This is a genomic window from Pseudomonas sp. GW821-FHT04D07 (assembly GCF_059420225.1).
The window spans coordinates 228347-243322 of sequence record NZ_JBWKTH010000006.1 but is presented as its reverse complement, the minus strand read 5'-3'; the positions used below and the strand labels follow the sequence as shown (position 1 = coordinate 243322).

General features: G+C 62.7%; 11 protein-coding genes and 1 pseudogene. 9 read left to right on the top strand and 3 right to left on the bottom strand.

Features of this window, described 5'->3' with window-relative positions:
- Window positions 1–99: 99 nt before the first annotated feature.
- Entirely contained in the window at window positions 100–1155 is a 1056-nt protein-coding gene (locus tag AC07T0_RS11020; protein WP_495001244.1) for a methyl-accepting chemotaxis protein, read from the bottom strand.
- Between the two features lie 1709 nt (window positions 1156–2864).
- Here AC07T0_RS11020 and AC07T0_RS11015 point away from each other — a divergent pair.
- The 5 genes from AC07T0_RS11015 (at window position 2865) to AC07T0_RS10995 (ending at window position 7955) form a co-directional block, all read left to right on the top strand.
- Complete coding sequence (locus tag AC07T0_RS11015) at window positions 2865–3842, top strand: 2-dehydro-3-deoxygalactonokinase (RefSeq protein WP_495001201.1); 978 nt, start codon at window positions 2865–2867, stop codon at window positions 3840–3842.
- Window positions 3843–3873: 31 nt separating this feature from the next.
- Window positions 3874–4494: a 2-dehydro-3-deoxy-6-phosphogalactonate aldolase gene (locus AC07T0_RS11010; protein ID WP_495001200.1), complete on the top strand. Its 621-nt coding sequence runs from the start codon at window positions 3874–3876 to the stop codon at window positions 4492–4494.
- A gap of 48 nt (window positions 4495–4542) precedes the next feature.
- Entirely contained in the window at window positions 4543–5691 is a 1149-nt protein-coding gene (gene dgoD, locus AC07T0_RS11005) for a galactonate dehydratase (RefSeq protein WP_495001199.1), read from the top strand.
- A gap of 87 nt (window positions 5692–5778) precedes the next feature.
- Window positions 5779–7089 (top strand): MFS transporter, encoded by a 1311-nt coding sequence (locus AC07T0_RS11000; RefSeq protein ID WP_495001198.1) that lies wholly within the window; start codon window positions 5779–5781, stop codon window positions 7087–7089.
- Between the two features lie 62 nt (window positions 7090–7151).
- Window positions 7152–7955, top strand: coding sequence for an IclR family transcriptional regulator (locus AC07T0_RS10995; RefSeq protein WP_495001197.1), 804 nt, complete (start codon window positions 7152–7154; stop codon window positions 7953–7955).
- 37 nt (window positions 7956–7992) lie between these two features.
- On the opposite strand, the gene AC07T0_RS10990 is transcribed toward AC07T0_RS10995, so the two are convergent.
- Together AC07T0_RS10990 and AC07T0_RS10985 are read right to left on the bottom strand one after the other, a co-directional pair.
- Window positions 7993–8715 carry a FadR/GntR family transcriptional regulator gene (locus tag AC07T0_RS10990; RefSeq protein WP_495001196.1) on the bottom strand — a complete coding sequence of 241 codons (723 nt, stop codon included), beginning with the start codon at window positions 8713–8715 and terminating at the stop codon, window positions 7993–7995.
- Between the two features lie 109 nt (window positions 8716–8824).
- A complete protein-coding gene (locus AC07T0_RS10985) occupies window positions 8825–10561 on the bottom strand; it encodes an IlvD/Edd family dehydratase (protein WP_495001195.1) in 1737 nt (578 codons plus the stop codon).
- A gap of 193 nt (window positions 10562–10754) precedes the next feature.
- Between AC07T0_RS10985 and AC07T0_RS10980 the strand changes: the two are divergent.
- The 4 genes and pseudogenes from AC07T0_RS10980 to AC07T0_RS10965 all read left to right on the top strand — a co-directional run.
- Window positions 10755–11391, top strand: a pseudogene (locus AC07T0_RS10980) (MFS transporter); the annotation flags it as partial.
- A 16-nt stretch (window positions 11392–11407) separates the two neighbouring features.
- Window positions 11408–12400, top strand: a complete 993-nt coding sequence (araD1, locus tag AC07T0_RS10975; protein ID WP_495001194.1) for an AraD1 family protein — start codon at window positions 11408–11410, stop codon at window positions 12398–12400.
- A gap of 10 nt (window positions 12401–12410) precedes the next feature.
- Entirely contained in the window at window positions 12411–13991 is a 1581-nt protein-coding gene (locus AC07T0_RS10970) for an aldehyde dehydrogenase (NADP(+)) (RefSeq protein ID WP_495001193.1), read from the top strand.
- Between the two features lie 50 nt (window positions 13992–14041).
- The gene (locus AC07T0_RS10965) at window positions 14042–14917 is read left to right on the top strand and encodes an SMP-30/gluconolactonase/LRE family protein (protein WP_495001192.1); all 876 of its coding nucleotides are present in this window, start codon (window positions 14042–14044) and stop codon (window positions 14915–14917) included.
- Window positions 14918–14976 lie beyond the last annotated feature (59 nt).

Here is a 14976-nt window from a genome sequence, read left to right as displayed (position 1 = left end):
TCGCCGGTAACGATATTGTGTCAAGCAAATATCTGAAAATTTTCTCTACGCTATCAACCGCTTAAGGCCCGACGGCAAAAACCGTGGGCCTTAAGCCCCTCAACTCAGGCGGAAACGCCCGGTATTGTCGCTCAGGGCCTTGCTACCTTCGCTCAGGCTGTCCGCCGCGCGGTTGACCGCGCGAGCCCCTTCCAGCAGCCGTACAGCCGCCTGGTCGATCTGCTGGATATTACCGCTGACCTCGTCCGCCGTGCTCGCCTGTTCGTCCACCGCCGTGGCGATCTGTGCCAGGGTGTCGGTGACGGTCTGTACGGCACCGGCGATTTCCACCAGCCGCTGGCCCAGCCCGGTCACCGATTGGGCGTCGGTCTCGGCCTGGAGGCAGGCCGCCTCCATCAGGCTCACCGCCTGGCTGACCGTGGAGCGCAGGCTGTCGACGGTACTGGCGATCTGTGCGGTCGACGATTGAGTGCGCTGCGACAGACTGCGCACCTCATCCGCCACCACCGCAAAGCCGCGCCCTTGCTCGCCGGCCCGCGCCGCTTCGATGGCGGCGTTCAGGGCCAGCAGGTTGGTCTGCTCGGCCACGCCACGAATGGTGTCGACCACCAGCTGGATCTGTTGCCCCTGTTCGCTGACTCGACCCAGGGCCGCGGCCGTTTCGTTCAGGCGCTGGTTCAACTGCTGGATGCTGGCGGTGGTGCGTTGGCTGTCACGGCTGCTTTCCGACGCAATGCGCTGGGTGTTCTGGGCGCTGCCGGAAGCCTGTTCACAGCTCTGCGCCACGCCCAGGGAGGTGGCCGCCAGTTGCGTGGCCGCCGCGGCGATCTGGCTGATTTGCGCCTGTTGCGTCTCGACTTCGCTGAGAGCGCCGCTGGAGTGGGTGTTGAGGGTGCGCACCGCCGCGCTCAGTTGCAGGGTCTCATGGTCGACCCCCTGCAAACTGGTGCGCAGTTGCACCACGGCGACGTTCAGCGCGGTACTGATGGCCGCGAGCTCGTCACGGCCTTCCACCGGCACTTGCAGGCAAAGGTTGCCGTCGCGCAGGGATTCGGCCAGCAGGGTGATGCCGCTGGCGCTACGGCGGATCGAGGCTTGCAGGCAGACGAACAGGTACAGCGCCGCCAGCAGCAGGCAACCAAAAATTCCCGCCATCAGGCTGAACTGGCGGATGGCCGCACCGTGGTAATAGTCCAGGCGACTGTCGAGGGAGGTGAGGCTGTCCTGGCGCAAGCTGGCGAGTTCGCCGAGCATCTTGTCCAGGGTCTGTTCGAAGCCATCGGGCTTGAGGCTGATGCTGCCGCCGAACATGCCGTCGTCGAGTATCTTGAGGCCATCGTCCAGGTATTTCAGGCTGGCATGGTAACGCTCGGCCCAGCTTTTCAGCTCCGGCGGCAGACGGCTTTCCAGCAGGTTGCCGGTCTTGGTCAATTGTTCACGGGCATCGCCGATACGACCGCGCAGGTCCTTCAGTTGCAGGCGGCTTTGCAGGCTGAACTGGCCCGAGACCACCGAGGCCTGACCGACGCTGGCCAGGCGGCCAACCCGCTCGATCAGGTCCGGCGCGTGCTGGGTGGCGATTTGCGTGAGCAGGTAGGTTTCCATCCACGGAGCGAGGATCAGACGGCTGTCCATGGCGACCTGCTCGCGCAGCGCTTGCAATGCACTCAAGGCGCTGGTGAAGCGATCGTAGCCGTCCGGCCACCAGCCGACCTTGCTCAGGCTGGCGGAGTCGAGGCCAGCGAGGGCGGCTTGCAGGGCCTGGTAGCGCTTCAGGGTGTCGGCATCGGCCCCTTCGCTTTGCAGGGTCTTGCCCAGTTTCTCGACGGCCTGGTCGATTTCCGGTTGGGCCTTGTCCAGCGTCGCCATGGCCGCGAGGGTGGCCGGTGTCGGTTGCCGGTTGGTTTCCGTGGCGCGCCAACGGGCGGCGCGGTCACGCTGGGCCTCCAGCAGGTTGTCCAGCGAGTCGAGGGACAGCAGTTGATTGACGCCGGCACGTTCTTCAGTGATCAGTGCCAGCTTGCCGCGATAATCCTGGCCGATCAGGTACAGGCTGCCCATCAGCGGCACGATAAACAACAGGAACAGTACCTGAAACTTGCGGGCGAACCCGAAGTGGCCCAGCAGTCGAATCCCCGGTGATAAAAAAGCGTGCATGGTCGACTACTCCTCAAGGCGCCGCGCACGATTTTGGTGCGATCGTAACGGGAGCCGTCGTTAGATACTTTGGAAGTCCGCCAGTGAGGCGTTGTAGGTCAGCCGTTGTAGCGAAACTTCCCATTCTCGCTCCCCTTTGTAAGAGGGCGTGCTGTAAGCACTCAGAGCACGCAAGATTCAGACCAATGGCGTTACGCTACTAGTCATTTCATCGAGAAAATCCGATTGTTAGCTCCACAAGTATCTGGTGTGGCTGCACCGAAAAATGGCACGTTGCTGCACCTGCAACTGTGCATCCATCCGTGTTACGGAATCACTTCATGGCCCTTACGCAAACCTCTGACGGCTCGACCTTGGCGTCGGCGCCGCCACAAACCAGCCCGTTGCTGGCGGCGCTGATCATCATTGCGTTCGGTCAGGGCGATGTCGGGATGATTGCCGGGGGGCTTCGGCCTGATGTTCGGTTTTGGCGGGATCGGTGCGGCGCTGCTGGAACATCTGGCGGGCCCTTGCCCGGCTTGGGCGCGATCCTTCTGCAAGACGCAAACGGCGGGGAATATTGCACTCGGGCGTAGATCATTTTTGCAACTTTAATCCCTATATATGGGATGTTAATTTATATATTGAGACTTCTGCCGCGTTAGGTCTATAGTCGTCCTCATCAGCTCTACGCACTCACTGTCCAAAAATAAATTTCAGGTGAAGCGATGCAGGCGCAATTGATTGCGCTCGATTGGGGGACCACCTCACTTCGGGCTTACAAACTCGCGGCTGGTGGCCAGGTACTCGAACAGCGTTCGCTGTCGTCGGGCATCATGCAGTTGCCCAGCGTGCCGCGGATGATCGCCGGCCAGATGTGCGCCAATGGTTTTGAGTTGGCTTTCGATGAGGCCTGTGGCGACTGGCTCGATGCTCAGCCCGAACTGGCGGTGATCGCCTGCGGTATGGTCGGCAGCGCCCAGGGGTGGGCTGAGGCCGCCTACTGCGACACCCCGGCGAATGTCGCCAATCTGGGCTCCGCCCTGAACATCGTGCACAGTTTGCGCGGTGTCGCTGTGCATATCGTGCCCGGGGTAATCCAGCGTTCGCGCTTGCCGAATGTGATGCGCGGTGAAGAGACCCAGGTCCTCGGCGTGCTGCAAAGTTTGCCGCCGGGCGCTGGCGACAATCTGCTGATCGGCTTGCCGGGCAGCCATTCGAAATGGGTCGAAGTGGCCGACGGCTGCATCCGCCATTTCGACACCTTCATGACCGGCGAGGTGTTCGCCGTGCTCAGTGAACACAGCATTCTGGGGCGTACCCAACAGCGCGGCGCGCCCTTTGACGGCGCAGCGTTTGATCGCGGCGTGCAGGTGGCGCTGTCCGCCGATGGCGACATCGGGCCTCTGTCGACCCTGTTCAGTGCGCGCAGCCTCGGTCTGACGGGCGAGCTGAGCGCGGCCGAACAAACCGACTATCTGTCGGGCCTGTTGATTGGCCATGAACTCGCGGCCCTCGCCAGCGTGCAGCGCCATCGACGCAACAGCGCCCACTTGCCGTCGATCATCCTGATCGGCAATTCCCAACTCTGCGCCCGCTACAGCCGAGCGCTCGCTACCTGCGGCTTTACTCAGGTGAGCCTGGCCGAACAGGCCACCGAGCGCGGTTTATGGCAGCTGGCCGAAGCGGCCGGGCTGCTCGGCTGAGCGCCGACGTTCAATTACCAAGAGGTCTGACATGCTCAAGCAAGCACTGGCGAAAAACGGTCTGATCGCGATCCTTCGTGGCCTGCGTCCGCAAGAGGCGGCGGCCATCGGCGAGGTGTTGTATCAGGCCGGTTTTCGCGTCATTGAAGTGCCACTCAACTCGCCTGAACCGTACGACAGTATCCGCATCCTGCGCGACCTGTTGCCCGCCGATTGCCTGGTCGGTGCCGGTACGGTGTTGACTGCGGAACAGGTCGAGCAGGTGAAGGCGGCGGGCGGGCAGGTGATCGTCATGCCGCACAGTGATCCCCAGGTTCTGCGCGCGGCCAAGGCGGCGGGGCTGTACTTGTCGCCAGGCGTCGCCACGCCGACCGAGGCCTTTGCCGCGCTGGCCGAAGGCGCCGATGTGCTGAAGATGTTTCCCGCCGAGCAGATGGGCCCGGCGGTGGTCAAGGCCTGGTTGGCGGTGCTGCCGGCCGGGACCTTGCTGATTCCGGTGGGCGGGATCACGCCGGACAACATGCGGGTATTTGTCGAAGCGGGCGTCAGCGGTTTCGGCCTGGGGTCCGGGTTGTTCAAACCGGGGCTGACAGCGGATGAAGTGGCGGTCCGCGCCAACGCTTATGTGCAGGCTTGGAACACGTTGCGTTAAGACTTTCCGGCGCCGCGTGCGCCGCCTCTGAGCAAGAGAGACCACAAGATGAAAATCACCAAACTGACGACCTTTATCGTTCCGCCGCGCTGGCTGTTCCTCAAGATCGAAACCGATGAAGGTGTGACCGGCTGGGGCGAACCCGTGGTCGAAGGCCGCGCCCACACGGTCGCGACGGCGGTTGAGGAACTGTCGGACTACTTGATCGGCAAGGACCCGCGCAATATCGAAGATATCTGGACCGTCCTCTATCGCGGCGGTTTCTACCGTGGCGGCGCCGTGCACATGAGCGCCCTGGCCGGGATCGACCAGGCGCTGTGGGACATCAAGGGCAAGGCCCTGGGGGTGTCGGTCAGTGATCTGCTCGGCGGTCAGGTGCGTGACAAGATCCGGGTGTACTCGTGGATCGGCGGCGACCGTCCGGCCGACACCGCCCGGGCGGCCAGGGAGGCCGTCGAGCGGGGGTTCACCGCGGTAAAAATGAACGGCACCGAAGAGCTGCAATTCGTCGACAGCTTCGAGAAAGTCGACCTGGCGCTGGCCAACGTCGCCGCCGTGCGTGATGCGGTGGGCCCCAATGTCGGCATTGGCGTGGACTTCCATGGCCGGGTGCACAAACCCATGGCCAAGGTGCTGATGAAGGAGCTCGATGCCTACAAACTGATGTTCATCGAAGAGCCGGTGCTCAGCGAAAACTATGAGGCCTTGAAGGAACTGGCACCGCTGACCAGCACGCCGATCGCGCTGGGCGAGCGGTTGTTCTCGCGCTGGGATTTCAAGCGGGTGCTCAGCGAAGGCTACGTCGACATCATCCAGCCGGATGCGTCCCATGCCGGCGGCATCACCGAAACCCGCAAGATCGCCAACATGGCCGAAGCCTACGACGTCGCGCTGGCCTTGCATTGCCCGTTGGGCCCGATTGCGCTGGCGGCGTGCCTGCAACTGGACGCGGTTTGCTACAACGCCTTTATCCAGGAGCAGAGCCTGGGCATCCACTACAACGAAAGCAATGACCTGCTCGATTACGTCAAGGATCCGCGGGTGTTCGACTACGACAGAGGCTTCGTGAAAATCCCCAACGGCCCGGGCCTGGGTATCGAGATCAACGAGGAATATGTGATTGAACGCGCCGCCATCGGCCACCGCTGGCGCAACCCGATCTGGCGCCATGCCGATGGCAGTTTTGCCGAGTGGTAAGCCCTGCCGGACTTTGACGGTCGGTGCCCAGACCGCCGTCTTTTTGCAAGCCAACGCCCTCAATAATCATAAGAAGAGGCACTCCCCATGCAGCCGGAAATCTTTACCGGGCCAGTGTCGTTGGTGACACCGAGCCGCAAGCGTTTTTTCATCATGCTGTTGCTGTTCATCACCGTGGTAATCAACTACCTGGACCGCAGCAACCTGTCGATCGCGGCCCCGGCGCTGACCAGCGAATTGGCGATCGATCCGATCCATGTCGGGCTGATCTTTTCGGCGTTCGGCTGGACCTACGCGGCCATGCAGATTCCCGGTGGCTGGCTGGTGGACCGAGTGCCGCCGCGCATCCTCTACAGCGTCGCACTGCTGCTGTGGTCGCTGGCCACGGTGCTGCTCGGCTTCGCCGCCAGCTTTATCGCGCTGTTCGTGTTGCGCATGGCCGTGGGCGCCCTGGAAGCGCCGGCCTATCCGATCAACAGTCGGGTGGTGACCACCTGGTTTCCCGAGCGTGAGCGTGCGACCGCCATCGGTTTCTACACCTCCGGGCAGTTCGTCGGGCTGGCCTTTCTGACCCCGGTACTGGCCTGGCTGCAACATCAATACGGTTGGCACATGGTGTTTGTCAGTACCGGTGTGGTGGGGATTCTCTGGGCAGTTGTCTGGTACGCGGTGTATCGCGAGCCGCGGGATTTCAAGGGTGCCAATCCGGCGGAAATCGAGCTCATCCGTGAGGGCGGCGGGCTGGTCGATATCCAGGCCGAGACCGCCCGGCGCAAGACCGCGTTCAGTTGGACGGACCTGGGCATCGTGTTGAGCAAACGCAAGTTGTGGGGTATCTACCTCGGACAGTTCTGTCTCAATTCGACGTTGTGGTTTTTTCTGACCTGGTTTCCGACCTACCTGGTGAAATACCGTGGCATGGACTTTATCAAGTCCGGCCTGCTGGCATCGCTGCCGTTTCTCGCGGCGTTCGTCGGCGTGCTCTGCTCGGGGTTCTTCTCCGACTGGTTGATCCGCCGTGGCGCGCCGCTCGGCTTTGCCCGCAAGTTGCCGATCATTGGCGGCTTGCTGATTTCCACTTCGATCATCGGTGCCAACTTTGTCGAATCGACGCCGTGGGTGATCGCCTGCCTGGCGCTGGCGTTTTTCGGCAATGGCATGGCCTCGATCAGTTGGTCGCTGGTCTCGACCTTGGCGCCGGCCCGCTTGTTGGGGCTGACGGGGGGCGTGTTCAACTTTATCGGCAATCTGGCGGCAATCACCACGCCAATCGTCATCGGCTTTCTCGCCAGCGGCGACTCTTTCGCCCCGGCGATCACCTATATCGCCGTGCTGGCGCTGATCGGCGCACTGTCTTATGTGTTGCTGGTGGGCAAGGTGGCGCGGATCGAGCTCTAGCAAGCGCCAGACCGGGCGACCATAATGCCGCCCGTTCTCTCGCTCATTGTTGAAGGCCGGATATGCAGGAAGACGCCGCAAAAAATGCCAAGGACGCCGCGCCAACCGGTACCCAGACGCTGCTCCGCGGCCTCGGTGTGGTGCAAGCCGTGGCCAGTGGTGCGCGTGACCTCAAGGAAATCGCCCGGCTGATCGGCACCACCCGCAGCACCACCCATCGACTGGCCAGTTGCCTGGTGGATGAACGTTATCTGCGGGTGGTGCCGCAAATCGGTTATCTGCTCGGGCCCAAGCTGATCGAGCTGGGTTTTCAGGCGCGCGAAGAGTTGCCGTTGGTGACCCTGGCCGGCCCCTACCTGGATGAATTGTCGGTGTTGACCGGCGACACCATTCACCTGGCGATTCGGGACGACGATGACGTGCTCTACCTGCACAAGAACCCTGGACGTAATGGTCCGGAAATGCGTTCGCGGGTCGGGCATCGCATGCCGTTGGCGCGCACCGGGATCGGCAAGGCACTGATGCTCGATGACTCGCCAGAGGAATGGCAGCGCCTGTATCGGCTCAGCGTGCCGGTGGCCGGGAAAAATCTGTTATGGCCGCAGCTCCCGGAGCAATCCTGGGAGCAATTTCAGCAGCGCATGCTGGCGTACGTGGCGGGCGGCTACGCCTTTGACCTGGAAGACAATGAACCGTCGATCCGCTGCGTCGCGGCACCGGTACGCGATGCCAGCCGGCGAATCGTCGCCGGGATCAGCATCGCCAGTACCGTGCCCTATATGCCGCTGGAGAAAATGGCCGAACTGATCCCGTTGATCAAACAGGTTGCCGCGCGGCTCTCCGCGGAGCTGGGGGCCAAGGCCTGAGTCAGATACGTGCGGGCCTGGTTGATAGCGCGTTGGCTTACAGCGGCGTGAGGACGTTCATCACGGCATCCAGGGCGACCCGGGTATCGTCCAGTTGCACCAGCGAGGCATGCCGGGCACCGAGGGCGTCACGATTCTTGATGGCGGTCAGGATCGCCTTGTGCCGGGGCAGGCTGAGCCTTTGACTGTCGGGACGCTGATTGGTGATATTGATGGACTCGCGCAGCGGCAGCGAGAGCATGTTGCACATGTAGGCGAGCAAGTCGTTGCGGGTTGCATCGGCGATCGCCCGGTGAAAATCCAGGTCCGCCTGCAACAGGTTCGCGTGGGTCTGTGCCGCTTCCATGGCTTTATAGGCTTTTTCGATGATCGCGATATCCGCATCGGTCGCCGTGGTGGCGGCCATGGCGGCGATTTCCGGTTCGAGGATGCGACGCACGCCGGCCAGGGTGTTGAAGAACTCGCTGTGCGGCGTCGACTGCATCAGCCAGGACAGCACATCTGGGTCCAGTAAGTGCCATTTCACGCGGGGGCGGACCACCGCGCCGACCCGTGGCTTGGAGTACACCAGCCCTTTGGCGCTCAGTACCCGAGTGGCTTCGCGCAGCACCGAGCGACTGACTTTATATTCCTCGCACAGCGTTGCCTCCATAGGTAAACGCTCTTCCGGTTTGAAACGTCCGGAGACAATGTGCATGCCCAGTTCCTGAACGATCTGGGCATGCATGCTCTTGCGTGGCTTGGGGGGCTGGTGTTCCATAACAGGGAGGCTGCTCTGACGAAATACGCCGCATCATAGCATCGCTCCCATTCCTTTCAGGTGCTCCTGCGCGCCTGAACCGCTGGGGAATGCTGCCGCTTCATGACGATCAGTGTGAATGCCGTGGCACCTCGGCGCCGCGGCAACCCACCAGGAAGTCGAAATCGCAGCCCTGGTCCGCCTGTAGCACGTGGTCGATGTACAGCTGGCGATAGCCGCCCACGATCAGTGGCGGCGGCGTTTGCAGGTCGGCCATGCGCGCCGCCAGTTCGGCGTCCGGGATGTCCAGATGCAGGCGCCCATTGGCACAATCGAGTTCGATCCAGTCGCCTTCCCGGACGATGGCCAAAGGTCCGCCGGCCGCCGCTTCCGGTGCCACGTGCAAGACCACGGTGCCGTACGCCGTGCCGCTCATGCGCGCGTCGGAAATCCGCACCATGTCGGTGACACCCTGGGCCAGCAGTTTGGCCGGCAAGCCCATGTTGCCGACTTCCGCCATGCCGGGATAACCCTTCGGGCCGCAGTTTTTCATCACCAGGATCGAATTGGCATCGACGTCCAACTCCGGATCGTTGATCCGCGCCTTGTACAAGTCGAAGTTCTCGAACACCACCGCGCGGCCGCGATGCTGCATCAGTTCGGCACTGGCGGCGGACGGCTTGAGCACCGCGCCGAGCGGCGCCAGGTTGCCGCGCAGTACGCAGATACCACCATCGGCGCGGATCGGGTTGGCGAGCGTGCGAATGACTTCATCCTGGCCGTAGATCGGCGCCTCCCGGGTGTTCTCGCCGAGCGACTTGCCATTGACGGTCAAGGCCTTGGGGTGGGGAATCAGGTTGGCTTCGCCGAGGCGGCGTAACACCGCCGGCAGGCCGCCGGCATAGTAGAACTCTTCCATCAGGAAGCGCCCGGACGGTTGCAGGTCGACGATGGTCGGCATGCCACGGCCGATCCGGGTCCAGTCATCTAGGTCAAGCTCGACGCCGATGCGCCCGGCGATGGCTTTCAAGTGGATCACCGCGTTGGTCGAGCCGCCGATGGCGGCGTTGACACGGATGGCATTTTCAAAGGCTTCCTTGGTGAGGATCTTCGACAGTTTCAAGTCTTCGCGAACCATCTCCACCGCGCGCATGCCGGACATGTGCGCGAGGACATAACGGCGTGCATCGACCGCCGGAATCGCCGCGTTGTGGGGCAGGGAAGTCCCCAGTGCTTCGGCCATGCAGGCCATCGTCGAGGCGGTGCCCATGGTGTTGCAGGTCCCCGCCGAGCGCGACATGCCACCTTCGGCGGCGAGAAAGTCGTCGAGGCTGATGGTGCCTGCCTTGACCTGTTCGCTGAGTTGCCAGACCGCGGTGCCCGAACCGATATCCTGGCCCTTGTGCTTGCCGTTGAGCATCGGCCCGCCGGTGACAACGATGGCCGGTACGTCGCAACTGGCGGCGCCCATCAGCAGCGCTGGGGTGGTCTTGTCGCAGCCGGTCAACAGCACCACGCCGTCGATCGGGTTGCCGCGAATGGCTTCCTCGACATCCATGCTCGCCAGGTTGCGGGTGAGCATGGCGGTCGGACGCAGGTTCGATTCACCGTTGGAGAACACCGGGAACTCCACGGGAAAGCCACCGGCCTCGATCACGCCGCGTTTGACGTGCTCGGCAATCTGGCGGAAGTGCGCGTTGCATGGGGTCAGCTCCGACCAGGTGTTGCAGATCCCGATGATCGGCTTGCCATGGAACTGATGGTCGGCAATGCCCTGGTTCTTCATCCAGCTGCGGTACATGAAGCCGTTTTTGTCGGCCGTACCAAACCACTGGGCGGAGCGCAGGTCGGGTTTTTTATCGGACATGGTCAGCTCTCTTATTGTAAGACTATATTGTTCTTTGCTGGGTCTAACATAAGCGCAAAATCTTGGGTTTGGAAGTGTTGTTGGGTAAATAGTAATACTATATAGTCGTTTGCAACTGAGGCATGACCCTGGCGGTTTTCCGCGAGAGGCGTCCCCCGAGCTTCCATAAAAACAACAATCGGAAATCGATCTCATGAGCCAGGAACTGCGGCTGATTCGTCGCATCACGCTGAAACTGATTCCGTTCCTGATCCTGCTGTACCTGATCGCCTACGTGGATCGCTCTGCAGTAGGCTTCGCCAAATTGCACATGGGCGCTGATATCGGCATCGGCGATGCGGCGTATGGGTTGGGGGCCGGCCTGTTCTTCATTGGCTACTTCCTCCTGGAAATCCCCAGCAACCTGATGCTCGACCGCTTCGGCGCACGGCGTTGGTTCGCGCGGATCATGCTCACCTGGGGCGCCATCACCATTGGCATGGCATTTGTCCAGGGGCCCTACAGTTTCTATCTGATGCGCTTGCTGCTCGGCCTGCACGGCTGGCAGTGGCTGCTCATCGCCATCGGTACGCCGGCGATTTTGCTGACCTGGCCGGTGCTGCGTTATCTGCCCGATGGCCCGCGGCAGGTTGCCTGGATGGATCAGGCTGAGCGTCCCGCTGCTGTAACTGGCGGCGCTGTGCCTGGTGGCGTTCGCGCTGTTTTCCTGTACCGCGGTGTTCTGGACCTTGCCGGGGCGTTTTTTTGCCGGCGCCAGTGCGGCGACAGGGATTGCGTTGATCAACCCGGCGGACAACCTGGGCGGCTACATCGGTCCGTTCGTGATCGGCAATCAGGAGAAGCTTCATGCGTTTAGTTCAGTTCGAATTGAGTCACGGCGAGCGTCGGGTTGGCGTGGTCGAGGACGGCCGGGTACGTGAAGTGCAATCGCTGCGCACGGTGCGCGAGCTGGCGCTGGCCGCCATCGAGGCGGGTGTCGATCTGCGGCAACAGGTACAGAACCTCGGCTTGGGGGCCAGTCATGACTACGCCGAGTTGTTGGCTGAGCTCAGGGTGCTGGTGCCACTGGATCATCCGGACCCGGCGCATATGCTGGTCAGCGGTACCGGGCTGACCCATCTGGGCAGTGCGGCGGCGCGGGACAAGATGCATCAGCAGGGCGGTGACGACAGCGCGATGACCGACACCATGCGCATCTTCAAATGGGGCGTGGAGGGCGGTAAACCCGCCGCCGGTCAGGCCGGCGTGCAGCCGGAATGGTTCTACAAGGGCGACGGCAGCATCGTCGTGCGTCCGGGCCAGGCATTTGCCGTGCCACCGTTCGCTGAAGACGCCGGCGAAGAGCCGGAAATCGGCGGCCTGTATGTCATCGGCCAGGACGGCAAGCCTTATCGCCTGGGGTATGCCGTGGGCAACGAGTTCTCCGATCACGTGATGGAGCGTAAGAATTACCTGTACCTGGCCCACTCCAAGTTGCGCAATTGCAGCTACGGTCCAGAACTGCGGGTCGGTGAGCTACCCCAGCACCTGGCCGGTACCAGTCGCATTGTGCGTGATGGTGAGGTGTTGTGGCAGAACGAGTTCCTCAGTGGCCAAGCCAATATGTGCCATAGCCTGGAAAATCTTGAGTACCACCACTTCAAGTACGCTCAGTTCCTGCGGCCGGGGGATGTACACATTCACTTTTTCGGTACCGCCACCCTGTCTTTCGCGGACGGTATCCGGACGCAGCCGGGCGATGTGTTCGAAATCAGCCAGGCGGAGTTCGGTGCGCCATTGATCAACGGTATTCGCGCTGTCGACGCGGTGTTTGCACCCGGAACCCTAGGGACTCTTTAAGGAGACAGGCATGACCCAGTTTTTTGGCCACAACTACATCGGCGGCCAGCGCAGCGCGACCGGCAGCGTCAGGCTTCAGAGTATCGATGCCCGCAGCGGTGAACGCTTGCCCCATGATTTCTACCAGGCGACTGCGCAGGAGGTCGATGCCGCCGCCAAGGCGGCCGCGCTGGCTTACCCGGTCTATCGGGCCCTGAGTGCGCAGCGTCGGGCCCAGTTCCTGGAGGCGGTGGCCGATGAGCTGGACGCGCTGGGCGATGAATTTGTCGCCCTGGTCTGTCGTGAGACCGCGTTGCCCGCCGCGCGGATTCAAGGCGAGCGAGGCCGTACCAGTGGCCAGATGCGTCTGTTCGCCAACGTACTGCGTCGCGGCGATTTCTACGGGGCGCGTATCGACCGGGCGCTGCCCGAGCGCCAGCCGTTGCCGCGCCCGGACTTGCGTCAGTATCGCATCGGCCTGGGGCCGGTGGCGGTGTTTGGGGCCAGCAACTTTCCCCTGGCGTTTTCCACCGCGGGCGGGGATACGGCGTCGGCGCTGGCGGCCGGTTGCCCGGTGGTGTTCAAGGCTCACAGCGGCCACATGGCAACTGCCGAACGGGTCGCCGATGCGATCATGCGGGCGGCACAAACCACCGGGATGCCAGCCGGTGTGTTCAACATGATCTTCGGCGCCGGAGTCGGCGAAGCGCTGGTCAAGCATCCGGCGATCCAGGCGGTCGGTTTCACCGGGTCGCTCAAGGGCGGACGAGCATTGTGCGACATGGCGGCGGCGCGCCCGCAACCGATTCCGGTGTTCGCCGAGATGTCGAGCATCAACCCGGTGATCGTGTTACCCGGGGCGCTGCAAGCGCGGGCGGAAACCGTGGCCCGTGATCTGACCGCCTCGGTGGTCCAAGGCTGCGGCCAGTTCTGTACCAATCCCGGTCTGGTGATTGGTATCCGTTCGCCGCAGTTCACCGCGTTCATCCAGCAGGTCGCCCGACTGATCGGCGACCAACCCGCGCAAACCATGCTTAACGCCGGCACCCTGAGCAGTTATGGCAACGGCTTGCAAAAGCTCCTTGCCCACCCTGGCATCGAGCACTTGGCCGGCGCTGTGCAAGTGGGCAATCAGGCGCAGCCACAGCTGTTCAAGGCGGATGCCAGCCTGCTGATCAAGGGGGATGAAGTACTGCAAGAAGAAGTCTTCGGTCCGACCACCGTGTTCGTTGAAGTGGCCGATCAGGCGCAGCTCGGCGCCGCGTTGAACGGCCTGCACGGCCAACTGACGGCGACGATCATTGGCGAGCCCGAGGACTTGCGGCAGTTCAGCGAGCTGACGCCACTCCTGGAGCAGAAAGTCGGGCGGATCCTGCTCAACGGTTATCCGACCGGCGTTGAGGTCTGTGACGCGATGGTGCACGGCGGGCCCTATCCCGCGACCTCCGATGCGCGTGGCACTTCAGTGGGGACCCTGGCCATCGACCGCTTCCTGCGCCCGGTGTGCTTTCAGAACTACCCCGACAGCCTGCTCCCGGACGCTTTGAAAAATGCCAACCCGTTGCGCATTCAACGACTGGTGGATGGGCTGCCATCCCGCGACCCGCTGTAACGTGAACCCGTTTGTCGGCCACTGAAAATCCGAACACCCGAGGAGGCTTCATGTCGTGGACCGCAGTCACCGCACACCGTGCGCAATTGGGTGAAGGCCCGTTCTGGGACGCCCCGGGCCAGGCCCTGTATTGGGTCGATATTGCTGGCAAACAGGCCTTGCGCATGACGGGTACCGACGTACAGATCTGGCAACTGCCGGAGCCGGTATCGGCGTTTATCCCCTGCGCAAGCGGCGATGCGTTGGTCACCTTGAGCAGTGGCGTGTATCGACTCGACCTGAGCTCCGTGGCACAAACGCCGCGCCTGACGTTGCTTTGCGTGGCTGATCCGCAACCGGGCAACCGGGCCAACGAGGCCCGCTGCGATGCCCAGGGCCGGCTTTGGCTGGGGACCATGCAGAACAACCTCGGCGAGCAGGGCGAAGACCTCCCCGTTCTGCGCCGTTGCGGTGGCTTGTTTCGGATCGATGCGGATGCGCGAGTCACGCCTCTGGCGCGCGGCCTGGGTATTCCCAATACCTTGCTTTGGAGCGAGGACGCCACGCAGTTGTATTTCGGCGACAGCCTGGACGGCACGCTGTATCAGTATTCGCTCGGCAGCGACGGCCAGCTCGGCCCGGCGCGGGAATGGTTTGGCCCGCACCCGCGCGGCGTCCCGGACGGTTCGGCGATGGACGCCGAAGGCTACCTCTGGAACGCCCGTTGGGACGGTGGCTGCCTGCTCAGGTTGGCACCCAACGGCGAGGTCGATCGGGTGATTGAGCTGCCCGTCAGCCGCCCCACCAGTTGCGTGTTCGGTGGCAAGGATCTGCGAACCCTGTACATCACCAGTGCCGCCAGCCCGCTCAATCACCCGTTGGACGGCGCGGTGCTGGCCATTGAGGTCGAAACCCCGGGGACTCTCTGTCACCGCTTTGCCGGATAAATGTCGAACACCAGGCTGTACCGGTTCACCACTCGCACTCACAACAAAAACAAGGAGTC